14 protein-coding genes and 1 pseudogene are annotated in these 24100 nt (G+C 43.8%); 9 read left to right on the top strand and 6 right to left on the bottom strand.

Annotated features, from left to right (window positions below; all coding sequences use genetic code 11):
- Positions 1 to 107: 107 nt before the first annotated feature.
- Positions 108 to 1169, top strand: a complete 1062-nt coding sequence (locus BW976_RS26455) for a helix-turn-helix transcriptional regulator (RefSeq protein ID WP_076378271.1) — start codon at positions 108 to 110, stop codon at positions 1167 to 1169.
- A 35-nt stretch (positions 1170 to 1204) separates the two neighbouring features.
- Positions 1205 to 2818, top strand: coding sequence for a rhomboid family intramembrane serine protease (locus tag BW976_RS26450; protein WP_076378269.1), 1614 nt, complete (start codon positions 1205 to 1207; stop codon positions 2816 to 2818).
- Here the strand turns inward: BW976_RS26450 and BW976_RS26445 are convergent.
- On the bottom strand, positions 2815 to 4620 hold the full coding sequence (locus BW976_RS26445) for a cytochrome-c peroxidase (RefSeq protein WP_076378267.1): 1806 nt from the start codon (positions 4618 to 4620) through the stop codon (positions 2815 to 2817). The two genes, BW976_RS26450 and BW976_RS26445, sit on opposite strands and share 4 nt — an antisense overlap.
- 127 nt (positions 4621 to 4747) lie before the next feature.
- Positions 4748 to 6118: an acid phosphatase gene (gene acpA / locus BW976_RS26440; RefSeq protein WP_076378265.1), complete on the bottom strand. Its 1371-nt coding sequence runs from the start codon at positions 6116 to 6118 to the stop codon at positions 4748 to 4750.
- A gap of 858 nt (positions 6119 to 6976) precedes the next feature.
- On the opposite strand from acpA, the gene BW976_RS26430 reads away from it, so the two are divergent.
- The 6 genes from BW976_RS26430 to BW976_RS26405 all read left to right on the top strand — a co-directional run bounded on the left by BW976_RS26430 (position 6977) and on the right by BW976_RS26405 (position 15775).
- On the top strand, positions 6977 to 10117 hold the full coding sequence (locus BW976_RS26430; RefSeq protein ID WP_076378261.1) for a SusC/RagA family TonB-linked outer membrane protein: 3141 nt from the start codon (positions 6977 to 6979) through the stop codon (positions 10115 to 10117).
- Positions 10118 to 10128: 11 nt separating this feature from the next.
- On the top strand, positions 10129 to 11946 hold the full coding sequence (locus BW976_RS26425) for a RagB/SusD family nutrient uptake outer membrane protein (protein ID WP_076378259.1): 1818 nt from the start codon (positions 10129 to 10131) through the stop codon (positions 11944 to 11946).
- A gap of 18 nt (positions 11947 to 11964) precedes the next feature.
- Entirely contained in the window at positions 11965 to 12669 is a 705-nt protein-coding gene (locus BW976_RS26420) for a DUF3823 domain-containing protein (protein WP_076378257.1), read from the top strand.
- Positions 12670 to 12690: 21 nt separating this feature from the next.
- Complete coding sequence (locus BW976_RS26415) at positions 12691 to 13350, top strand: hypothetical protein (RefSeq protein WP_076378255.1); 660 nt, start codon at positions 12691 to 12693, stop codon at positions 13348 to 13350.
- 83 nt (positions 13351 to 13433) lie between these two features.
- Positions 13434 to 14429, top strand: a complete 996-nt coding sequence (locus BW976_RS26410; RefSeq protein WP_139332434.1) for a family 43 glycosylhydrolase — start codon at positions 13434 to 13436, stop codon at positions 14427 to 14429.
- Positions 14430 to 14476: 47 nt separating this feature from the next.
- Entirely contained in the window at positions 14477 to 15775 is a 1299-nt protein-coding gene (locus BW976_RS26405; protein ID WP_076378253.1) for a glycoside hydrolase family 99 protein, read from the top strand.
- Between the two features lie 291 nt (positions 15776 to 16066).
- On the opposite strand, the gene BW976_RS26400 is transcribed toward BW976_RS26405, so the two are convergent.
- From BW976_RS26400 to kbl, 3 genes are all read right to left on the bottom strand, one after another.
- Positions 16067 to 18331 (bottom strand): glycoside hydrolase family 3 N-terminal domain-containing protein, encoded by a 2265-nt coding sequence (locus BW976_RS26400; RefSeq protein ID WP_076378251.1) that lies wholly within the window; start codon positions 18329 to 18331, stop codon positions 16067 to 16069.
- 145 nt (positions 18332 to 18476) lie between these two features.
- Positions 18477 to 19757, bottom strand: coding sequence for a glycoside hydrolase family 99 protein (locus BW976_RS26395; RefSeq protein WP_076378367.1), 1281 nt, complete (start codon positions 19755 to 19757; stop codon positions 18477 to 18479).
- Between the two features lie 743 nt (positions 19758 to 20500).
- Positions 20501 to 21688: a glycine C-acetyltransferase gene (kbl, locus tag BW976_RS26390; protein WP_076378249.1), complete on the bottom strand. Its 1188-nt coding sequence runs from the start codon at positions 21686 to 21688 to the stop codon at positions 20501 to 20503.
- Between the two features lie 451 nt (positions 21689 to 22139).
- On the opposite strand from kbl, the gene BW976_RS26385 reads away from it, so the two are divergent.
- On the top strand, positions 22140 to 23411 hold the full coding sequence (locus tag BW976_RS26385) for an alpha/beta hydrolase-fold protein (RefSeq protein WP_217696299.1): 1272 nt from the start codon (positions 22140 to 22142) through the stop codon (positions 23409 to 23411).
- A 311-nt stretch (positions 23412 to 23722) separates the two neighbouring features.
- On the opposite strand, the pseudogene BW976_RS29605 reads toward BW976_RS26385, so the two are convergent.
- Positions 23723 to 24100 (bottom strand): annotated as a pseudogene (locus tag BW976_RS29605) (IS4-like element ISSysp3 family transposase); the annotation flags it as partial.

The raw sequence follows: 24100 nt of genomic DNA, 5'->3' as shown, positions 1-24100 counted from the left end.
CATATTTTTATTAAAAAATAAATCCGAAACGGTGAAACCTTCTTTAACACAATTAAAAACTAACAATAGTTAAAAATCTAACATTCCACATCCGAAATAACAAAATCATGCCTGTAAACCGCAACGCTCTTATCCGCTATCGAACCATTGACGGCTGTCTGCAAAATCGTCAAAAAAAATGGACGCTCGACGATCTGATAGATGCGTGCGCCGAAGCGCTTTATGAATACCAGGGTATAGACAGCGGCGTAAGCCGCCGTACCATACAGGCTGATATCGAGATGATGCGCAGCAACAAACTCGGCTATGAAGCGCCCATCATCGTTATTGATAAAAAGTATTACACCTATGCCGATAAGGGCTACAGCATTACCAATATCCCGCTTAACCAACAAGATATGCAGGTATTGGGCGAGGTATCTGATCTGCTCAAGCAGTTCAAGGGCTTTAACCATTTTACCGATCTGAACGAGATGGTGAGTAAGCTGGAAGATAAGATCTACACCCAAAAAACACAGCGTGCCCCGGTAATTGATTTTGAAAAGAATGATAACCTAAAGGGATTGGATTGGATAGAAACTATCCGCAAGGCTATTGTAGCCCGCAAAGCCATGTGTGTAACCTACCAATCGTTCAAAGCGAGGGCTGCCAGCACTTTTTGTTTTAGCGGATATTTATTGAAGGAATACCGTAACCGCTGGTTCGTACTAGGCAGATCGCACAACCGTTATTCACCACTTTTAACCCTGGCGCTCGACCGTATACAGGCCATCGAAGAGCACGAGGACCCTTATCGTGAGAATAAGGATATCGATCTGGCTACTTACTATAATGACGTACTGGGCGTTACCAAAAGCCTGGGGCAGCGCGATAATTTGGTGGTGTTTTGGATAGATGCGGCCAATGCCCCTTACGTAATCACTAAGCCCCTGCATCACACGCAAAAACTATTAAAGGAAGACGAAACCGGTAAAATATTCAGCATTAGAGTAATCATGAACTTTGAGCTGGAACGCGAGTTACTGGGCTTTGGTGCCAAAATGCGAGTGCTTGGCCCGCGTTTACTGGTAAAGCAGATCAAGCAACAGCTTCAAAAAACACTTGATCACTACAATATTCAAAACCCCGAATTTCCTCATGAAGATAACGGAGAAGTAACCGAACAATAAATAGATTTATAACCTACCCTTTCATTTTTAAAACTATGCCCAATTTTTTTACCAAACTAAAGCTTATCTATCTACCATTTTTAATTATCGCCCTACTTGTCATCACTATTTACTCGCTTCTAAACTGGCTCTTGATCATAAAAGAGCAGCTACCCCTTAATCAGGAGCTTGTTAATCTTTGGTTACCTATCGGATTCAGCATTTTATCCGTGGCTATATGGTTGCGTCCTCGTGTTAAACTACTTTCCCTGAAAACCAAAAAGGATAATCTTCCATTTTTATATTATTTTGTGGCAGCTGGCGCCATCTCCATATCAACCATAACTACCCAGGAGTACCTACTCACAGCAACGGGTGAATTAACATCATTACAAAATATTAGTCAGCTTAACACAGCGCACCTAACCAAATATTACCATATACAAAAACACTTTATAGATAAACAACATATCGCTGTTTATTACCGCACCGAAGTGAGCGGAAGAAGCAGCGAGCATCTTACTTTTTTTATTGACGTTGCTTGCCCTATATTAAGTGATTCCATTAGTAAAAATAGCATACCTGTAGCCTGGCTTGGTACAGAGTACAGCAAAACTATTAGCAATAACTTAAATCTCGAAGAGAAGAAAAGCTATTCTAAAGAGTTCACCCAGGAGGCTAATGAAGAGTTTAAGAATCAGAACCTTAATTACTTCACTTATCTAGATCGTGTTGGCTATACCAGCAAACAACGGGGGTTCATAGCAGGTATTAAGACTTCAAATATGTACAATGTGGGTGATCCGATTATTATGGAGGCTAAAACAACTCCCTTTGAAGACCGGAACGGAGATAAACTGGAATGGATATTTTATTCATTTGGAATAGGTGCAGGGATATGGCTTATTATGATAGCTATTCCTAAACTCAACCTCGCCGCATTAAAAAAATATGACCACCGTAGCTGGCAGGCCGATATAATGGCGTTTTTCTCGCCATTTACAGGGATGAAATGGCAAGATTCCGGCATCACTGCAATATTGATCGGGTTAAATGTGCTCATCTTTCTCGTAATGGTTTTTGTCGGCTTAGGGGTAGTGTCTTTTGATACGGCCGACCTGTACAAGTGGGGAGCCAACTATGGCCCTGCCGTTAAAAATGGTGAGTGGTGGCGGCTTATTACCTGTATGTTTTTACATGGCGGGCTAATGCACTTGCTAATGAATATGTTTGGTTTGGTATTGGTGGCAGCTTTCTTAAAGTCGTTGTTGGGCAATTTTAAAATAGGTGTAGCTTATTTTTTATGCGGACTGCTGGCCAACCTCACCAGCATCTGGTGGCATCCGGCTATCATAAGCGTTGGTGCATCAGGAGCTATCTTTGGGCTATATGGTGTCGCCATTGCGCTGCTGACTACCAATAAAACCGGTGAAGGAAATAAGAAAGGAGTTTTGATCAGTTTTGTTTTCTTTATTGGTGTTAATTTATTGTTTGGCCTTTTAGGTAATACGGATAACGCGGCTCACATTGGTGGATTAATATCAGGATTGATCATGGGTTATATCTTGTACTTCTTTATAGAAGCGCCAAAACCACCCAGAAAAAGACGAATAAAAATAAAACAGGAAACAATAATCCCGGATACAGGGCAAACGGCACAACAGACTTAATATTTGCTATCTAAACTCTTAATAAACGCGATGATATCCTTGCTTTCTTTAGCGCTGAGATTTAATTTATCAAACGGCAGGGTCTGATTATCAATTTTTATACCCAGACCAGTACCGCCTCCTTTGTTGTAAAAATCCATTACTTCATCAAGTGTTTTAAACACCCCGTTATGCATATATGGGGCCGTGCGCGAGGCATTACGTACTGTGGTTACTTTAAAGGCATGTTTAAAGGATGGCGTTTGTATTATATTAAACCGGCCCAGGTCGTCATCAATTACATGTGCGGTTGCCGATTGCGGTACACCGATCACCTCGCTTTCCATTTTTATAAACCGGGGTGGGAGATTGCCGTTAAATAATGGCATATAGTGACAGGTGCCACATTTGGCCTTACCCATAAACAGGTTAAAGCCATGCAGTTCGTCTTTGTTCATCGCCTTACTATCACCACGCATATAGGCATCAAAGCGACTGTTCAGTGCGGTAAGGCTGCGCACATAAGAGCCAAGGGCATTCATCACCTCAAGCGTATCTATTGCTGCACGTTTCTCTACCGGATATGCCTTCACGAAAAGTTGTCTGTAGATTTTATTTTGCCATAATCGTTCGGCAGCAGTGGCCATTGAGCCATGCATTTCATCAGGGTTTTGTACAACATTGCTCACCTGATCTTCGAGCCTGGTTGCCCGCAGATCGTAAAACTGTGATGGCTGTAAGCCCGCGTTTAACAAGGTTGGTGTATTTCTCTTCAATGGTTGTTTAGTACCAATCACCGTGTTTTTAATCAATCCATCGGCAAAGGCTTTTTCAGGTTGATGGCAGGAACGGCAGCTTCTTGTTTTGGTACCCGACAATATCGGATCAGAAAATAGCATTTTGCCCAACATGACTTTTTGTGGGGTCGATACTGCATCGGCATTCGGTACGTAGGCATTTACATCGAAAGCATTGGGGTCAAAAAGCGTTTTGGCATCCTGGCGTAGCAAGCGATTGTACCTGATCACGTGGATCTTTAAATGCTGCTCTAAATCTGAAATACTCCGGCTGATGGGATTGCCATACCGGGTTATAAATTCGGCCCGGTTAAAATTATCAAAACCAGTGTGCGTTTGCAGATAAACAGTAGCAGCCGAAATTTGCGATATTAATTTTTTAGAAGCTTCATCATTACCCGTATAATACTTCAGCACGCTTTTAAGGCTTTCCAGGCTTACAGCGCTTTCGGTCATGCTTTTCTGCGTTAGCGGATCGTCAAACCCGGCTATGCCCAGGGTTAATATCCTAAATACTTCGAGCCGGACGGCATCAAACACCTGCCCATCCAGAATATCAATATTGCTGAAATAAATTTTGTATTTATTACAGCCATACTGTATGGTTTTAAGTTGTTTTAGCAGATCTTTTTGCTTCGTGGCGTCGTACCGGGGGAACAGATACCCCTCTATAATCTGCAACCCTGCTGGTTCAAACACTTGTCCGCTGCCCATTTCCACCTCTGGCACAGGTGGTCCGTTTACCGATCTGGTGGTAGCAGCGTCAAAATATTCGGCGGCCCATTCTATTTTTTTATACCGCAGCCTGGCCTGCAGGAATAACTGCTGTAACTCTTTTTCGTTGGGTGAATTACTTTCAGCCGCTGTCTGGAATTGATCTTTCAAAAAAAATGAAAGGTCATCTGCCTGTGTCAATAACACCCGTGCTATCGCTTTTGTTGGGGTTACTTTCTCTTCCCCGCTTGACAGAAGAGCATAGCTTACTACTATGACCAGCATTATCCCTATCAAAACAACTTTCTTCATGTACAACAACAGCTATGCCTGTAAATTACTTTTCCTCCCGGTATCTGGTAAAAAAGCACAGGGGCAATTCCATCGAACTGTCCCCTGATTAATATTATTTTATAAAATCGCTGTACTTAACCCAAGTCTAAAACTCAAACGCATTAAGCATTGGATCTGCGTTTTTATCCCGGTCAGTAAGCGGCTGTAAATTCCATCTTTTTTCGATGAATGATAATATACTCACCGTTTCATATTGCGTATGATCTACATATCCTTTTTTAGCAAACGGCGAAATGATCAATGCAGGTACACGTGTACCAGGTCCCCATTTTTTATCAATTACAGGCGGGGCAACATGATCCCAGAAACCACCATTTTCGTCATAAGTTATAATTATTACGGCGTCTTTTCCATTCGGGCCGTTTAGCACATCGTTTATCAATTCAACGGTGTGGCTTTCGGCGCCCTGCACATCAGAATAACCCGGGTGCTCATTATTAATACCCAATGGTTTTATAAACGAAACGCTTGGCAGGGTGCCATTTTTGGCAGCTTCAATAAAAGCGGTTTCGTCTTTTAAGTGATCCTTTTTGGCCTGCGTACCATCGGCATAGTTGGCAAAATAAACAAATGGTTGATGATGAAACTGGAAGGTAGCATCTGGTTTACCAGCCAGGGCATTATCCCATCCGCCGGCATACCATGCCCATGAAATATTTTTATCACTTAACCTATCACCAATAGTCGGCGCGGTTTGATTTGGAACCAGCGTAGCGGCATTAGAACCGGCTGGATGCGGTGCATTCACACTGTAACAGGTATTTACCACATAACCATCGGGTGTAACCACGCCATCGGTAGTTACCTTATCATCGGCATCGATTTTAGCAACCATATTGGCCGGCGCATTTGGGAATACCGGGCTTGCGGCAGCGATAAGCCATTGATGATTTAAGAATGATCCTCCGAAGGCGCTGTGGAAGAAGTTATCGCACAGGGTATATTTTTGAGCTATGCCCACCAAAGGCAACAAACTGGTTTTATAAAAACCCATGGCCAGGCCGGCCGTTGTATTGTACAAAGCAAATTTGTCCATTTTGCCTCCGTTTATCTGCATTTGTTCCTGGTAGTAGCGGTGCAGTACATCGGGTGTTTCCTGATCTGAAGGAATATACTGGTCGATATTAAAATAGGTGTTTGGCAAATTAGTAGGGAATAAGCTTGTACCTGATATCGGAGGCAAATAAGCATAAGCCTTTCCGCTGGCATCAACCTGGATAACATGATCAATGGCCGCTGTTGATAATCCGTTGGCACCAGAAAACTGGCCGTACAAGTTATCAAAGCTATGGTTCTCTAAATAAATAACTACTACGTGACCAACTTTATTGATGTCTGGATCGGAAGTAGGATTGCTCTTATTTTTGAAGCTAATCAGGGCCGCGCCAACAGCCACAGTACCCATAGCTGCAATCAGTAGCGTTCCGATTTTTAAATAGCGCGAGTTAGTTTTCATAATGAGGGGAGGATTTTCTATCTATTAAATTTCCGCTGCAAAAAACAACCTTAAGCATCAATTGAACATTAGTTTAAGATAATCTTTGTGTTAAGATAATATTCTTTGACTGGGTTTTCAAATTTTCCTTATTCAATGATATTGTATTAAAAAACGGTTAAGCATAATCCCTGAGCAGGCGGGCCATTTTGTTAAAAGTGGGTTTACATGGTTTACACAATTTATGGTTAACATTAATTTATATAATTGAAAATCAAATATTTAAATAGATTTTAGTGCTATAAAGCTGATTTACATGTTAACCCAAAAATTCAAAATTCATTACATCCTCCTAAGTTTATAAACTGTCACCCAATTCATTAGCAAAAGCTTTCCCAAAGTGTAAATTCTTAATTCCTGCGTTAATAACTCGTTTACAAATTATTGTTCTGGGATGCCACCAAACAATATTGATCATTTCAACCGGCACGGTACTCATAACATGACCATTAATTAGCACTTTAATTAAGCTTACCATCATCACATACAGATTAGTAACCACCATTAAATCAGTGCTTAATAAATTACATCAGTAATTATTAAAAATAATTACAATCGATTGCGACAAAATTCAAAATGAGCCTCATATTAATCAATTATTTATCTTTTATTAATCGTCTGCTATTGTTTTGTATGCAATTATAAACCAATTGCACACTGCTTTTGCCAACCCACCGGCAATGAGTTAGTGTATCAGATTAACCGATATAACCATGAATCACTATCAACAGTACCCGCCGTAGGTATGCTGCCGCATTACACCTACTACCCTAACCAGGTAACCAAATAATTTAAACTTAATCATTAACGAGAAACAGTATGAAAAAACTTAAATACTCACTTATTCTATTTTTCCTTTTCCCGCTCAGTTTGTTAGCCCAGCAAATTTCAATTAGCGGAAAAGTAATTGACTTAACCGATGGGTCGGCACTTCCGGGGGTAAGTGTAAAAATTAAAGGGACAACCACAGGCGCCATCACCGATGTGGGCGGAAAATTCCAACTCAACGTTCCCAATACCGATGCCATTTTACAATTATCATTTCTTGGTTATGTAACCCAGGAACTGGCTGTGAAAGACATTAAAGGTGGTGTTATAGCCTTAAAAGCTACCAGTAAAAGTTTAGATGAGGTGGTAGTTGTAGGCTATGGTGTACAAAAAAGAGCTACCATAACCGGATCTATATCCACATTACAAAGTAAGGAGATTGTCACCACCAAAAACGAGAGCGTGATTAATATGCTTACCGGTAAAATCCCCGGAATACGTATTGTTCAAACAACTGCCGAACCGGGTTCCTATGCTAACAATTTAAACATCAGGGGTTATCAAAGCGCTCCTTTAGTGGTAATTGATGGTATCATTGGCGGCGACCAATCCACCATTGGCCGGATGGATCCCAATGAAATTGAAAGCATCTCAGTATTAAAAGATGCTGCCGCCTCTATATATGGTATGCGGGCAGCCGGGGGCGCTATCCTGATCACCACTAAAAAGGGATCGAAGAATGGAAAAATCAATATCAATTATTCTGTTAACGATGCTGTACAAACATTTTTAGGTATGCCTCAGGGAGTGGATGCCGTGGATTACATGATGCTGACCAATGAAAAAGTTAAACGCGATTTTGCCAATAACTTTATATCCAACGTTACCCCCCAATTTTCCTATGCCGATATACAGCCTTACCTTAATGGTACACGCAAAACGGCCGATTGGGTAGATCTGGTTTTCAAGAAAACAGCCAACCAGATACAGCACAATTTAAACATCGATGGGGGAAGCGATAAAATAAGCTATTTCTTCAACTTTGGTTATCAAAAACAAGATGGTGTTTTTAAAACCGGCGATCTGAATTACAACAAGTATAATTTTCGCTCAAACGTTACCGCAAGCATCAGCAAAGGCCTTAAGGCACAGGTGTTAACATCGGCATGGATGGATGAGAAAAACCAGCCTTATACCGATGAATGGACTGTTTACAAATACACCTGGAACCAGATCCCTACACACCAGATATATGCTAATGACAATCCCTTATACCCTGCTGTAATGGACGACAATATGAACCCGTCTATCATTACCGATGCCAGTAAAGTGGGTTCAAAACGGTTCAGAAATAAAAACATTACCAGCCAGTTGAATTTAACTTATGATATTCCTGGCATAGAAGGGTTAAGCGCCAAAGCTTTGTTCAATATTGATTATGGCACGGCAGATAATAACCAAATCAAAAGATCCTTTTCTTTATATACTTACAGCGCGGCCAATGATACTTATATACCCAGCTTAGTTAACTCGCCATCGGGCATAACCCGCTCTTATTATACACACTTTAACACCCTGGCCCAGGTAACATTAAATTATGCTCACACCTTTTTTACAGATCATCATATAACAGCCATGGCTACTTATGAGCAAAGCCATGAAACCGCCGATAATTTTAACGCCTACAGAGATACCGAAATCCCAGTTGATTATTTGTTTGGCGGCTTGCAAAACTCCAACATGTCTGGCGGTATGGATGCCGGCGCTTTGCAGGATCGTGCGCACAAGAGCATCATCGGCAGGTTCAATTATGATTATAAAGGCAAATACCTGGCCGAGTTTAGTTTTCGCCGGGACGGTAACAACCTGTATCAACCCGGGCCCGATCAATGGGGCTTTTTCCCTGGCGGATCAATAGGCTGGGTGTTGACTAAAGAAAGCTTTTTTCGTAATCTGATACCGGAACATATCCTTACCAATTTAAAGATCAGGGCATCATATGGTCAAACCGGTGACGAAGCCAATGCCCCTGCATTCAATTATGTTAATGGATATACCTACCCTACAGGTAGTTATATTTTTGGTGCGGGTGCAGTAAACGGATCGGCGCCTAAATTGGGCAATCCCGGTTTAACCTGGTCTGTTAATACCATCAAAAACATTGCGATGGACTTTAGCCTGTTTGGCGGGAAAATAGATGGTACCATTGAGGTTTTCAGAAACGACAGAACCGGATTACCGGCACAGCCTTCTGTAGCCTTACCAGGAACGGTTGGTGCTGATGTACCGCAGATTAATTATAACAGCGACAGGGTGCAGGGCCTTGACTTTAGCCTGGCGTATCGTACCACCTTTGGTCAGGTTGGATTAAACCTTAGCGGTAACATAGGTACTACACGGTTAGAAGCACTGAATGTTCTTCGTGGCAAATCAGGCAACGAATATTTAAACTGGAAAGAAAACCAAACCAACAGGTACCAGAACGTTTGGTGGGGTCCTGAATACGCCGGGCAATTCACCAACTACAACCAGATATACAATTACGGCGTTAACACAGGCGGTGGCAATAACAATGTTGTTCCCGGCGATTATTACTACAAAGACTGGAACAATGATGGGGTGATAGATGATAAAGACAGCCACCCTATTGCCACTACCGATATCCCCTTGTATAACTATGGCCTTACCATAGGCTTAAGCTATAAAGGCTTTGATATGAATATGCTGTTACAAGGTGCCGCAGGCGTTTATGTACAATACGGTGAGCAATTTGCATCACCGTTGATGTATGGCCGAAGCGCCCTCACCCGATTCCTCGACAGCTGGCACACAAAAGATCCCTACGCCAATGTTTTTGACCCCAACACGGTATGGGTTCCCGGATTTTATCCTGCCATGGGCTCCCCTGATGCACAGGGCACAAAAGCTATACAAAACGCCAGTTACCTGCGTGTAAAATCATTAGAGTTTGGGTATTCGCTATCTCCTTCTGTTTTAAAAAGCATAGGTGTCAAAAAGCTCAGGGTATATGTAAACAGCTACAACCTGTTAACCTTTACCGGATTAAAGAACTACGATCCGGAGCACCAGGGGCCTAACCCAAGAGACAACGGCAATTTCGGCGTAGCCCTGGGAGGATACACCTACCCAATGAACAGAACCTTTAATCTGGGCGCTAACGTTTCCTTTTAACCTATTGACATATGAAAAGTATACATAAATTAATCATAGTTATCTCTATAACAGTTGGCGCTTCGGTAACATCTTGTCAGAAGCTGAACATTCCGCCAACCAATATATTTACGCCCGATGTTATATATGGCAGTGAAGCGGGTGTTAAATCATTTTTAGCAACCATATATCAGAATTTACCTATCGAGGACTTCAAATACAGGCCAGATCAGGGATTTAAAACCGGCAGTAACGATTGGGAGAATTTTTACAATTCGGCCGGGGTAACTGGCGAAGAAGTTGGGCCCTGGGGGGGCGTAGACATTGCCGGGGGGTTCGGGTACTGGCCATACGGCGATATCCGGAATGTGAACATCCTGATATCTGAATTACCTAAACACGTTGCCACATTAACTCAACCAACCGTGAACGCACTTTTAGGCGAGGCTCACTTTTTAAGGGCTTATTATTATTTTGGTTTGGCCAAACGTTACGGCGGGGTACCGCTTATTAAGGAGCCACAAGATCCGGCTGCTCCATTGTCAACCCTCCAGGTGCATCGTAATAAAGAACAGGAAACCTGGGATTTTATTGGATCGGAACTTGATTTAGGCTACCAGATGATGCCCGAAACCAGTGATGCCGGCAGGGCCAATAAATATGCGGCCATAGCCTTAAAATCACGAATCATGCTATATGCAGCCTGTATAGCCAAATACGGTTCTGTAAATTTTGTTGACGGCCCGGCGCGTTCCGCAGGATTGGTAGGTATCCCAGCCGATCAGGCAACTAAATATTTCCAGGCAGCTTATGATGCCGCCAAAGCATTGGAAGGTCATTATTCCCTTTACAATGCCAATTCAGACAAAGTACAGAACTATGTTGATCTGTTCCTGAAAAGCGGGAGCCCCGAGAACATCTTTATTAAACAATATTCTATTGCTAACCAAACTGCTCACAGCTGGGATGCTACCATGTCGCCGCGTTATATGACAGCCAACGCGCTTTCACGCTCCTACCCAACGCTGGATCTGGTACAACTTTGGGGAAATTTGCAAGTAACCAATGACGACGGCACTCCTAAGCGTTTTGATAACCGTGCCGACCTCATGCAGGGTCTTGAACCGCGTTTATTGGCTACCGTTTATTTCCCGGGCACTACTTTAAGAGGGCTCACCTTTGATATGCAAAGGGGGATATACCCATCTTTTAGCGGAACAGCCGCCGCCGAAGTGGCTAAACAGCCCAACTCACGCTCCTACATACTTGCGGGCGATACCAAAACCCTGTATCAGGGTAAACAGGTTATCGGCTTTACCGGCCCCTGGACCGGCGGTGATGAGTTAACCCGTACAGGCTTTTATGTACGTAAATATGTTGATTATAACAAACCTCAGGCAGCAGTTGATTTGAACAGAAGCGAGCAACCATGGATAGACCTTCGCTATGGCGAAATATTGCTGAACCGCGCCGAAGCCGCTATAGAATTAGGCAACCCTACAGATGCTTTAAGTTCTATTAATCAGCTCCGCACACGGGCCGGCGCTACGCTTTACTCTTCCATCGACCTGACTAAAGTGCGTAACGAACGACGCATGGAGCTTGCCTTCGAAAACCAATACTACTGGGACCTGAAAAGATGGCGTACTGCCGATGTGGTGCTAGACCGCGCGCATTTTAAAGGCCTGATGCCTTATTACGTTTTTAACGAAAATAAATTCATTTTCCTGGCCGAGCCCGAGCTGTTTAACCGCGAATACACCTTCCAGAAACAATTTTATTATGAAGGTATCCCCGGCGGTGAGATCGGCAAAAACCCTAACCTGCTTCCCAACAACCCTAACTATTAAGCATTAAAAATTTTAAATATGAAAAAGTTAATCAGCAATTTTTTAGTGGTCGCAGCTATTCTCACCATCTCTGCTTGTACAAAAATAGATAACTATGACGGCCCTAACGCCTCATTCCAGGGCAATATCATTTCATCTGCAGGTGGTAATTTACAAACATCCAGCGGCAGTACACAGATCAAGCTCCAACAGATCGGCTGGACAACCCCGCAAACCATCCCCAGCAAATTTGATGGTACGTTTGAAGATACCAAGCTGTTTAAAAGCGCCTATAAAGTGGTGCCTACCGGGGGCGCTTTCTGGCCTGTTACCGATACTATAGTGGTGAACATTGCCCAGGGCACCAAGCACGATTTTACGGTTACCCCATACATCATCATCAAAAATTTCACTACAAGTTTAAGCGGTACAACCTTAACGCTCAAGTATACTATTACCGCGCCTATTGCTGCAGGCCTGCCAACCATTAAGGACACACAACCTTATGTTAACACCACCAAACTGGTAGGTGCAGGTGCCTCTATCCGGGATTTTTCGGATGTAAACGCGGTAACTATCAACAAAAATTTTACGGACATGAGCGACGCCGACAAATCGATAACCTTAACCGTGCCCAACCTGCTGCCGGGCCGTACATTTTTTGTGCGGGTGGGGGTACGCTTGAGCGACAGCTTCAACAGCTCCAATTTTTCGGAAATAGTGCAGATAGATGTTCCTAAATAATTAACCTAAACAAAAAAGGAAATGAAATTTATAAAAACACTGATGGTATGTTCCATCCTCATAACAGGCCTTATCATTGCCGGCTGCAAAAAAGAAAAATACACGTCGCGGGATACATCGGGGCTTAAACCGCCGCCGGTTGATACAACTAAACCACCGGTTATTGATACATCGGTTGTAATTGACAATGCTGATAAAACCGACGGCTGGCAGGTGGCAGGTGGCGATCCCGTTTTGGTAACAACCGGCCAAAAGGAAGGAAAGGGTTATATCCAGGGTACAATTAAATCGGGGCAAAATTTTATGCAGTTTATTAAAACGTTGCCCGCCCCTGTCAATACAAAAGTAACCTTAACAACAGGCGAATTAAAATTCTGGTTGTATGTTCAGGATGTTTCTTTGCTTAGTACAGATGGGCAGGTACAGTTTAGCAGTGCCGCCGATCCGGATAAAAAACGTATTGGCTGGGGATTCGATAAGATACTCCCGACATTAAAAACCGGATGGAACCATTTGGAGCTGAAATTTACTGACGGACAACCAACAGGAGATGGTGGCCCCGATTTAACAGCCATGAACTTTATAAAAATTTTCTTCTCGACTACTGCAAAAGTGGCAACAGATCAAAATTATGGCATTGATGATATCAGGGTAGCGGTTGTGCCGCCATCTACAAAATAGTTTTTATACCTAATTCTATCAATTTAAACAACCAAAATGGCAGGGAGAAAAAATCTTCCTGCTTTCTAAAAAAAAGTATAACCATGATTATAAATAATAAAATGAAGGGATTAACGAGGATAGTCAAACTCCGATCAGTTATACTGTTTGCTGGTTTAGCTACGCTATCGATAACATCGGCACTAGCCCAAAACAAAGCTGATACCGCTTTAGGTAATCCGTTCATCAAAACCATGTACACGGCAGATCCATCGGCCCATGTTTGGAAGGATGGTCGTTTGTACATATATGCCTCGCATGATATTTCACCTTCACGCGGCTGCGATCTGATGGATCAGTACCACGTTTTCTCGACCGATGATATGGTGCACTGGAAAGATCATGGCGAGATACTACGCGCCAGCCAGGTATCCTGGGGCCGTCCCGAAGGCGGCTTTATGTGGGCTCCCGATTGCGCTTACAAAAACGGGACCTATTACTTCTACTTCCCCCATCCCAGTGATTCTAAATGGAACGACAGCTGGAAAATTGGTGTAGCCACTAGTAAAAATCCGGCAAGTGGCTTTACCGTACAGGGCTATATCAAGGGACTCAAACCCATGATTGACCCCTGCGTTTTTGTTGACGATGATGGCCAGGCATACTTTTACTATGGCGGCGGCGCCAAATGCGAGGGCGGTAAGCTAAAAAACAATATGATGGAGATAGACGGCGAAATGAAACCCATGGAAGGCCTGGAAGATTTTCACGAGGCCAGTTGGGTACATAAACGCAATGGCATCTATTACCTGTCCTACTCAGACAATCACGATGTAGACGGTAAACATAATCAAATGCGCTACGCCACCAGTAACAGTCCGCTGGGGCCATGGAAATCACAGGGCGTTTATATGGACCCGACCGATAGCTATACCAATCATGGTTCCATTGTTAAATACAAAGGCCAGTGGTATTCTTTTTACCATACCAGCGCTATCTCGCACCAGGATTGGGAAAGATCAGTTTGCGTAGATAAGCTTTATTATAACGCTGATGGAACGATTAAAAAGGTGATTCCAACCACGGGAATAAAAAACTAACCCATTAATCCAACCCTACCAATCTACCTGAATTAAAACCTAAATTAATGAGAAAGTATAAATTCGGCACCTTAAGCCTAATAGTCTTATTGGCCATGATTAGTAGTTGCTCCATGAGCAGTTGCTCCAAAAAAACAAGTGATACTTCAACAACATCTCCTCCTGTGGTCACTAAACCTGATCCAACGCCTCCTGTTACCCCTTCGCCGGTTGGCGATGTGGTGGGTAAGGTGGTTGTGGGTTATCAGGGCTGGTTTGCTGCTATAGGTGATGGATCGCCCATCAACATGTTCTGGCATTGGTCAAACGACTGGTCAAAACCACCTTCACCAACCAATAAAGCCATATATGCCTGGCCCGATGTACGCGACTATACCAACACTTTTAAGACCGATTTCGCCAATTTGAACAATGGCAGTGAAGCGCGTGTATTTTCGTCCTATACTGACCAAACGGTTGATGTACAGTTTAAGTGGATGAAAGATTATGGCATTGACGGAGCCGCCTTACAACGCTTTAATCCCAGTGGTCTGGAAGGCCCCGTACGTGATGCGATGGCGGCTAAAGTAAAAATCGCTGCCGAAAAAAATGGTGTAAAATTTTACATTATGTATGATGTAAGCGGCTGGACAAACATGGCCACAGAAATGGAAACCGACTGGACCAATAAAATGTCGGCCTATACTTCCTCAACGGCTTATGCCAAACAGAATGGTAAGCCCGTAGTATGTATCTGGGGCTTTGGCTTTAACGATGATAATCATAACTTTTCTGCCGCTTCCTGCCTGGATGTAATCAACTGGTTCAAGAGTAAAGGTTGTTATGTTATAGGCGGCGTGCCCACGCATTGGCGTAAGGAAGAAAGCGATTCCAGACCCGGTTTCCTGGGCACCTATAAAGCTTTTGATATGTTATCTCCCTGGATGGTGGGCCGTATAGGTAACGTTATCGAATCAGATAATTTCTACAATACTATTAATGTTCCGGACGAAGCTTATTGCGCTGCTAACGGCATTGATTACCAGCCCTGTGTTTTGCCCGGCGATTTAAGTGCACAGCAACGCGCCCATGGCGATTTTATGTGGCGCCAATTTTACAACATGAAACGGGCCGGCGCACAAGGTATTTACATCTCTATGTTCGACGAGTACAACGAAAGCAACCAGATTGCCAAGACCGCCGAAAGCCAGGCTTTTGTACCGGCAGGCTCGGGTTTTAAATCGCTGGATGAAGATGGTACTCCCTGTTCATCAGATTATTACCTGAGATTAACCGGCGACGGTGCTAAAATGTTCAAAGGACAGATTCCCTTAACGACAGTGCGCCCAACTGTACCCAAGCCATAAGCCCACATTAACCATTACACAATAAGAGCCCTGCTGTTAGTAACAGTGGGGCTTTTTATTTGTCTATCGGGAGACACATGTGATGTGTCTCTACACCTATTTTTCATGTAGAGGCGCATTATATGCGTCTCATCGTCAACCAAAATTAAAAATATGCCCGGATCTCACCCCGGGCATACCCGTTACCATCATATCGGTAACATCAACTAAATCCCGGATAAGTTTACTTACTCCAGAATATTTTCACATCATCTGCACATCTGAAATCTGCACATCCGCACATCAACAAGCCTATTTCACCCAAAAGCTACCCCGCTGCCTGATATCTTCAGACGAAGAGCCTACCATCACCTTAAACTCGCCTGGTTCTACCACGTGCTTCATCTCCCGGTTCCAGATCTTTAACTCTTCTGTGCTTAATTTAAACTGAGCCTTACCGCTTTCGCCAGGTTTCAGGCTAATGCGACTAAAGCCTTTTAACGATTTTATTGGAGTAGTAACACTGGAAACTACATCCCGGATGTAGAATTGCACCACCTCTGTACCTGCTACCTTGCCGGTATTTTTTATGGTGACGCTGATATTGACCGAACCATTAACCGGTATACTCTTTTGACTAAAATTTAAGCCCGAATACGCGAATGCGGTATAACTTAAACCATGACCAAACGGGAACAGGGCAGAGGTATCCTGATCAACATATACGTGTCTTGATGTAGGTTTATGGTTATAATAATAAGGTATCTGCCCTGTTGATCGCGGGAAGGTCATCGGTAATTTACCTGATGGATTGATTTTCCCGAGTAATACATCGGCAATAGCCGATCCGCCCGCCTCGCCCAGGAACCAGGATTCTACAATGGCAGGTATTTTTTTAGCCACAAAGTTGATGCACAATGGTCTGCCATTAAAAAGCACCACAGCAATAGGCTTACCAGTTTGTTGAAGAGCTTCTATCAACCGGGTTTGCCGCTTGTTAAGATCAAGGTTTGACCTGTCCTTTCCTTCGCCTACCTCGCCTATATCTTCGCCCAATACCACCACAGCTACATCGGAGTGGTTTACCAAGCTAACAGCCTTTTGCAGTTTGTCGCTTTGCTTTGCGGCAGAGGTGTCTTTTGTAGAATAACCAGCCTCATATTCAATTTTCATATCGCTGCCTGCCTTTTGTTTTAAGGCATCCAATATGGCCACACCTTTACCATCAGTGTTAGCATAACCACCCAAATAGGTACTGGCAGCCAACGGACCAATAACCGCCAACGAATGCACATTGGAATTAAGCGGCAGCAGCGCGTTATCATTTTTCAGCAAGCTGATACCCTCCTGGGCCGCTTTCAGGGCCACAGCCTGACTCGCTTCGGTGTGAAACACTTTTTTTATCCGGCTTTCATCTACATAAGGATGATCAAACAAGCCCAGCATAAATTTAACCCGTAGCACATCACCTACAGCACGATCAAGCTCGGTCATGCTCAATTGTTTGGTTGCCAATGCTTTTTTGATGGCACTCATCAACTCCGTATGCGGAAAATCATAAAACTGCATATCCAGCCCGGCGGTGAGCGTTTGGGCCAAGGCGTCGGCGGTATTGGCTGCTACCCGGTGGTTGATCATCGACATTTTAATTGCCCCCAGATCTGACAGAACAAAGCCTTTAAAACCCCATTCCTTGCGCAATACATCCTTCAACAACCATTTATTATCTACACAGGGTATACCGTCAAGCTCGCTATAAGCAGCCATCATCCCCAATGCACCGCCCTCTTTGATGGCCTTTTCAAATACATATAAAAATGAGGAGCGGGCCTCACGTTCACCCATGTTTACCGGGGCGGTATTACTGCCAGCCTCGGGTATGCCATGAACAGCAAAATGCTTGGGTTCGGCCAGTACGGCGTCAGGATCACTTACTTTATTCCCTTGCAGTCCCTTTACCATAGCAACACCATTGGTGGCTGCCAGATAGGGATCTTCACCATAAGTTTCTTCTACCCGCCCCCAGCGCGGATCACGCGGCAGGCAAAGCACCGGCCCCAGCACCATGGCAACTCCATGCGCACGCATTTCGGTAGCGATGATACGCCCTGCCTGGTGCACCAGGGTAGTATCCCAGGCACCAGCCAGTGCTAAAGGAATGGGGAAGGTAGTGCTCCCTAAGCCCGAGTAGCCATGCAGGCCTTCTTCAATAAACAATACCGGGATGCCCAAACGCGTATGTTCAACCGCATATCGCTGTATCTGGTTGCTGATATCGGAGGTTAAGGGATACAAATCATGTACAGAGCCAATGCCTTCGGTACCTATGCTGATGCGGGCGCTGTCTGAGTAGGATACTGATTCATGACCTTTCATATTGGCTACTTCATGACCGCTGTACATATCCAGCTGTTTTATTTTTTCGGCAACCGTCATGCGGCTCAGCAGATCGACTACCCGCTTTTCAACCGACAAAGCGGCGTTTTGATATGGGTATTTAACAGGTGGTTTAGGCGACTCAAAAGAGCAAAACGCCATTATTAAAATAGCCAGCGCACCGGCATACTTTTTCTTCATAAAATGTACGGTTATCAGTTTTTAATATTTTGTATCTCAGTAATCCGAATGAATTACCTACCGGGAGCTAAACTATGCGCCGCAAATAATAACGTATTAATAAAACATTAACAGGGAGGCATATGAATAAATACCACCCGCTTTTTTATCGTTTTTTGCTGTTAGGCGGTGGTATACTATCCTGAAACGGGATCTGCTTGCGGAGTATTTTGCCTGCATAGCCGGTTAAGTACAGGTAATAATCATTGGGGATACCATCCTCGTACTTCACAAAATTGCTTAAGCCCACCGGTGGATTTTTGGATGCCTTGAGTATGGCCGTACCTTCGTCAACTTCATCAAACATGGCTACGTACAGCATTTCGGCACCACTGGAGATGGCCCCGGTGATCTGTTTCCAGTAAAACTGCCCACGATTACGCGGAATTTGGTTCTGCGGACTGCGCGGGTTCATATTATGCCAGCTAAATCCCGGGAAAACCACGGGTACATAATCCAGCTTATTGGCTTTACACCAGGCTATATCTTCGGCAATACGGTGTTTGAATTGCGGGTACGACGCCTCGTTATACCGGCCCACAAACCAGGGATGTATAATATCGGCCTTGCGCAGTACATCATGCAGATGCGGATCTTTTTCGGTATCGTTCCCAAAATCGCGCCAGTAGGTGGGCACACCCAGCAGAACAGAACAGCCACCATAAACCGGGTCGTTCTTTAAAAAATCAATGATCTTTTCGGCCTCCGTTAAACCGTAGCGCCGATGATCGTTAAAACCGATACCCCATACAGCCACCAGTGGTTTGCCATTATGGTACAGGTAAGTTTGCTTATTGCCCTGGTTGGTTAATTTCAGGCTGTCAACCAGGTGTTTCCAATCTTTGATCACCAACGAATCGCCACCGGCCTGCATGCCCGAAAGATCATACATCACCGATACGGCCCTGTTATATTTCTGAGCATATTTAAGCACATTACCCAGTACCACATCGTTATGCGCCTTGCCATGTCCTCTTTGCACGTCGCCAATAAAACGTTGTACAAACACTCCGTCGATACCGTATTGCTGCATCCATTTAAAGTGGGTTTCCGTAGATGATGCATCGTGCGAACTATACAGATAGGCATAGCTGCCATCTGCATGTTTAAAGGGTGTTTTATAGGTCTTTTTGTACTCGCTTACATCGGGCCATATATCAATATTGGTGTAGCCGGGTTCAAATTTTCCGTGCGAGGTATAGTGGTTCCAGCCACGGCCGCCGCCATCATCAGGGGCATTGAACCAGCCCTGATAGCCGGCCATCACCAGGCCTTTGTAACTGGTAAATGCCGAGGTTTTGCTATGCCTGCTTTGACTGTACGTAAGTGTACCGGTCAGCAGTAGCCACGCCAGCAATATGGGTTGAAGTTTAGAAGAATTAAACATGGGTTTATTATAAAAGGTTATAAAACCCAAATTTGTGATCATTCCTTAATTAATTCTTAAAAAATCATTAATTGAAAAATTGTTTAATAAATAAATGATCCGGCGTTTTGATGTATCCTCCGGAAAAACTTTTTAAACCTTAAATTTTAACAAATTTCTGTCTGGAAATGGACTAAAAACGTTCAGAAATTGGCTTAAAACCATCGATTTTGACGCCTTTAACAAATTCCAACACGATTCTGAGTAGTTTTTAAAACTTTAAAAAGTATTAAATAATTAATAGCCAATCAACTACATACCAAACGGTCGGTTTTCGGATTTTATTTCGCTTTAACTAAACAGCCCGGCTTCCTGTTTTATGGGAGCCGGGCTGTTGTTTCATACAATATACGAATTTTTCAGGAGTAATAAAAATCGCAAGGCACCGATTAGACTCACCCCGACATCTCCGCCAGCTGGCGGATCGTCACCCCTCTCTCCGCTTCGTGCATAGAATGGATTTGAAAGGTTCAATATCATGTTGTCATCCTGAAGGACGAAGGATCTTCTTCACTGAGTATATCGTATAATAGATGCTTCGTTCCTCAGCATGACAATTTATTCACCGCCGTTGTTGGTGTTGTCACCAACAACAATCTGCACGAGTAATTAACCTGCACGTATAATGTTGGTGACAACACCAACATTGGCGGCGAGACAATTTATTTTATAGCACATCATTCCCCCTTTAGGGGGTTAGGGGGCTAAATCACCTTGAGTTCCTTACCTACCTTGGTAAATGCGGCAATAGCCTTATCCAAGTGGTGGGTATCATGGGCGGCTGATATCTGCACCCTGATGCGGGCCTTGCCTTGTGGTACTACCGGGTAATAAAAACCGATCACGTAGATACCTTCTTCCAGCATTTTGGCGGCGAACTCCTGGGCCAATTTAGCATCGTACAACATCACCGGTACAATAGGGTGCACACCCGGTTTGATATCAAAACCGGCTTCGGTCATTTTTTGGCGGAAGTATTGGGTGTTGCTTTCCAGCTTATCACGCAGGGTGGTGGTTTCGCTCAGCATATCCAGTACCGCTATAGAAGCACCGGTAATAGCCGGTGCCAGGGTGTTGGAGAACAAGTACGGGCGCGAACGCTGACGCAGCATGTCAATAATTTCTTTACGGCCCGATGTAAAACCGCCAGATGCACCTCCCAGGGCTTTGCCTAAAGTGCCGGTAATAATATCTATCTGGCCCATTACATTATGGTGCTCATGGGTGCCTCTACCAGTTTTGCCCATAAAGCCCGAACAATGGCTCTCATCGATCATCACCAGGGCGTTGTATTGCTCGGCCAGGGCGCAAATTTTATCCAGTTGGGCAATGGTTCCGTCCATGCTGAAGGCGCCGTCGGTTACGATGATACGGTGACGCAGATCTTTGGTGGCTTTCAGTTTTTCTTCCAGGTCGGCCATATCATCATGTTTATAACGCTGGCGCTGGGCCTTGCACAAACGTACGCCATCGATGATCGAGGCATGGTTCAGCTCGTCGGATATAATGGCATCCTGTTCATTAAACAGGGGCTCAAAAACACCTCCGTTGGCATCAAATGCCGCGGCGTATAATATAGTATCTTCGGTACCTAAAAACTCCGATATTTTAGCTTCCAGCTGTTTGTGAATATCCTGTGTACCGCAAATAAAACGCACGGATGATAAACCATAGCCATGGGTATCCATCACGTTTTTTGCCGCCTGTACCACTTTGGGATTGCCCGACAGACCGAGGTAATTATTAGCACAAAAGTTTATGACTTCCTGGCCACCCTTAACGGTAATATCAGCACCCTGTGCCGATGTAATGATCCGTTCCCTTTTATATAACCCTGCATTTTCAATGTCGGCAAGCTCCTGCTGTAAAACCGGTTTTAGTGTATTATACATATCTATACTGTTTTAGAGAGGGTAAAATTAAACATTAACAGGCTGGAACGAAATTCTAATCTTGTTAATTAAGGAAGAATAATATCGAACACTGAATTTTGAATATCGAACGCCGATTTTTACTCCAATATTCAACATTCGATATTCCGTGTTCGATATTCAAAAGCCCGGGCTCTGTGCGATTCCTTCCCTCGGGAAGAGGAGGAAAGGGTTTATGTCGCGTGTAAATAACCCCTCCCTGCCATAACACGATCCAGCCGCACCCCTCCCGTGGGGAGGGAACTGGGAAATAATACCGAATATCGATTTTGTCAAAAGCTATGTTAAATGATTTTTATAAAAAAAACTACAATTGTAGTTGTGTAATTACAGTAATAGTTTTACACTTGTATTTCCTTACTCCTTTTTACGGGTAAATTTGATGGAGTAATCAATCTAAAGAAGACTAAATATGATGAAGGTAGATCTTATTTCTTTAAAAAAAGCCATTTTCTTCTGCTTTGTGAGCCTGTTTTCGGTAACAGCACTCAAGGCGCAAACTATCAAAAATAACCTTATTGTTATGGGCGTTGTTGATAGCGTTCACTCGAAAATATTGAATGAAACCCGTAAACTCTGGGTGTATGTTCCGGCACGTGATTCAACTTTCGCCCAGCAAAAATACCCGGTGGTTTACCTCTTGGATGGCGACTCTCATTTTCCTTCGGTTACGGGTATGATACAACAGCTCAGCAACACCGTGTGCCCCGACATGATCGTTGTGGCTATACCCAACACTGACAGGATGCGCGACTTGACCACCAATAAGATTGCTGCTTTGAAAACCTCGGGAGGCGGCGAAAACTTCACCTCATTTATCGAGAAAGAACTAATGCCGCACATCGATTCTATTTATCCTACCACCCCTTACAAGACACTCATCGGCCACTCGCTCGGCGGATCGATGGTGATCAACACATTGGTCAATCATCCCAATATGTTCAATAGCTATATCGCTATCGATCCCAGTATGTGGTGGGATCGGGGAATTCTGCTAAATCAGGCCCGTGAGGTACTGAAACAAAAAAATTATTCGGGTAAATACTTGTTCATGGGCGTTGCCAACACCATGCCAAAGGGTATGATGGACACCACCCAAGCCAGGAAAGACACATCGGCTGCAACCACTCATATCCGGGCGATATTAAAGCTCGGGGATATGATTCAAAGTGATACTGCTGCCAACAAATTAAAGTTTGCGTACAAATATTACCCTAACGACACGCATGGTTCGGTGCCCCTGATCACGGAATATGATGCTTTACGCTTTTTCTTTAAAAACTACGGCCTTCCTCAGGAAACCAGAATGAAGATATACAACAAAGATTCAAATCCGGAGGAAGTGTTGGCTGAAATCCAATCGCATTACGATAATATCTCCAAACAAATGGGTTACAAAGTTGCACTACCGGAAGACCTGATCAATAATTTTGGTATTAGCCTTATAACGAGAATTCCCAAAATGGCCTTCGCTTTCTTGCAATTAAACATCAAAAACTACCCCAACAGCTATAACGTTTATGACAGCATGGGCGATTATTACGATGCCATAAAGGACAAAACCAAAGCCATAGCATATTATAGAAAAGCGCTGACCCTTAAAGAATTTGCGGATACCCGCTCCAAGCTGAACAAACTATTGGCCACGAAAGATACGGAGCCTAAGAAATCACAAAAGAAATAGCCTCCCCCAGGGAGTGAGCTTTATCTAATCCCAGAAAACGCTATTTAGCCTGTGGTCAGCACTCGATATTTAAAAAGCGGGGGTGTCATCCTGAGTTTGTCGAAGGACGCGCACAGAGGCCCGCTCACCATGCTTCGACGGAGCTCGGCATGTCACCCTATAAAAGTCCGGGCCTAGTGCGATTCCTTCCCTCGGGAAGGGGAGGAAGGGGTTTATGTGCCTTGTAAACTTGCATCACGCAGAGACCCCTCCCTGCTACAGCACTACCCAGCCGCACCCCTCCCGTGGGGCTACTGTGTGTACACATCTTTTTAGTTATAATCTTGAAAGAGCAGCCATCCTTCATAAACATTATAGAATTTAGCCAGTCCTTTTTGGAGTACAATAGGACCTGGTTTTCTTTGAGAGATATATCCTTTCCATCCACCCATTCTGGCAATTATCCAGGTTGCCCATTTCAGGGTGTTTACTTTTGCGGGATTTCTTAGCTTTTCGGTTGTCCCGTCCATTTTTTTACCGATCATTTGTAAACAGTCTTGCTCTTTTTTATCAAATACCTCGTCTATAGATTGCTCATTATCATCTAAATAAGCAAGCATCATCTGCAATATTCTAAGGCTTGCCATCATCGCCAGCAAGGTAAGTTTACGAATGGCCCATCCTTGCTCCAATTGTGATCTTTCGATTTT

The organism is Mucilaginibacter lappiensis, assembly GCF_900155965.1.
GTDB lineage: Bacteria > Bacteroidota > Bacteroidia > Sphingobacteriales > Sphingobacteriaceae > Mucilaginibacter > Mucilaginibacter lappiensis.
The sequence above is the reverse complement of the archived record's forward strand: the minus strand, read 5'-3'. Positions and strand labels throughout refer to the sequence as shown.

What these genes read in the sequence shown, in the direction of transcription:
- BW976_RS26455 (WP_076378271.1), top strand. Translation starts at nt 108, where the DNA reads ATGCCTGTAAACCGCAACGCTCTTATCCGCTATCGAACCATTGACGGC.
- BW976_RS26450 (WP_076378269.1), top strand. Translation starts at nt 1,205, where the DNA reads ATGCCCAATTTTTTTACCAAACTAAAGCTTATCTATCTACCATTTTTA.
- BW976_RS26445 (WP_076378267.1), bottom strand. Translation starts at nt 4,620, where the DNA reads ATGAAGAAAGTTGTTTTGATAGGGATAATGCTGGTCATAGTAGTAAGC.
- acpA (WP_076378265.1), bottom strand. Translation starts at nt 6,118, where the DNA reads ATGAAAACTAACTCGCGCTATTTAAAAATCGGAACGCTACTGATTGCA.
- BW976_RS26430 (WP_076378261.1), top strand. Translation starts at nt 6,977, where the DNA reads ATGAAAAAACTTAAATACTCACTTATTCTATTTTTCCTTTTCCCGCTC.
- BW976_RS26425 (WP_076378259.1), top strand. Translation starts at nt 10,129, where the DNA reads ATGAAAAGTATACATAAATTAATCATAGTTATCTCTATAACAGTTGGC.
- BW976_RS26420 (WP_076378257.1), top strand. Translation starts at nt 11,965, where the DNA reads ATGAAAAAGTTAATCAGCAATTTTTTAGTGGTCGCAGCTATTCTCACC.
- BW976_RS26415 (WP_076378255.1), top strand. Translation starts at nt 12,691, where the DNA reads ATGAAATTTATAAAAACACTGATGGTATGTTCCATCCTCATAACAGGC.
- BW976_RS26410 (WP_139332434.1), top strand. Translation starts at nt 13,434, where the DNA reads ATGATTATAAATAATAAAATGAAGGGATTAACGAGGATAGTCAAACTC.
- BW976_RS26405 (WP_076378253.1), top strand. Translation starts at nt 14,477, where the DNA reads ATGAGAAAGTATAAATTCGGCACCTTAAGCCTAATAGTCTTATTGGCC.
- BW976_RS26400 (WP_076378251.1), bottom strand. Translation starts at nt 18,331, where the DNA reads ATGAAGAAAAAGTATGCCGGTGCGCTGGCTATTTTAATAATGGCGTTT.
- BW976_RS26395 (WP_076378367.1), bottom strand. Translation starts at nt 19,757, where the DNA reads ATGTTTAATTCTTCTAAACTTCAACCCATATTGCTGGCGTGGCTACTG.
- kbl (WP_076378249.1), bottom strand. Translation starts at nt 21,688, where the DNA reads ATGTATAATACACTAAAACCGGTTTTACAGCAGGAGCTTGCCGACATT.
- BW976_RS26385 (WP_217696299.1), top strand. Translation starts at nt 22,140, where the DNA reads ATGATGAAGGTAGATCTTATTTCTTTAAAAAAAGCCATTTTCTTCTGC.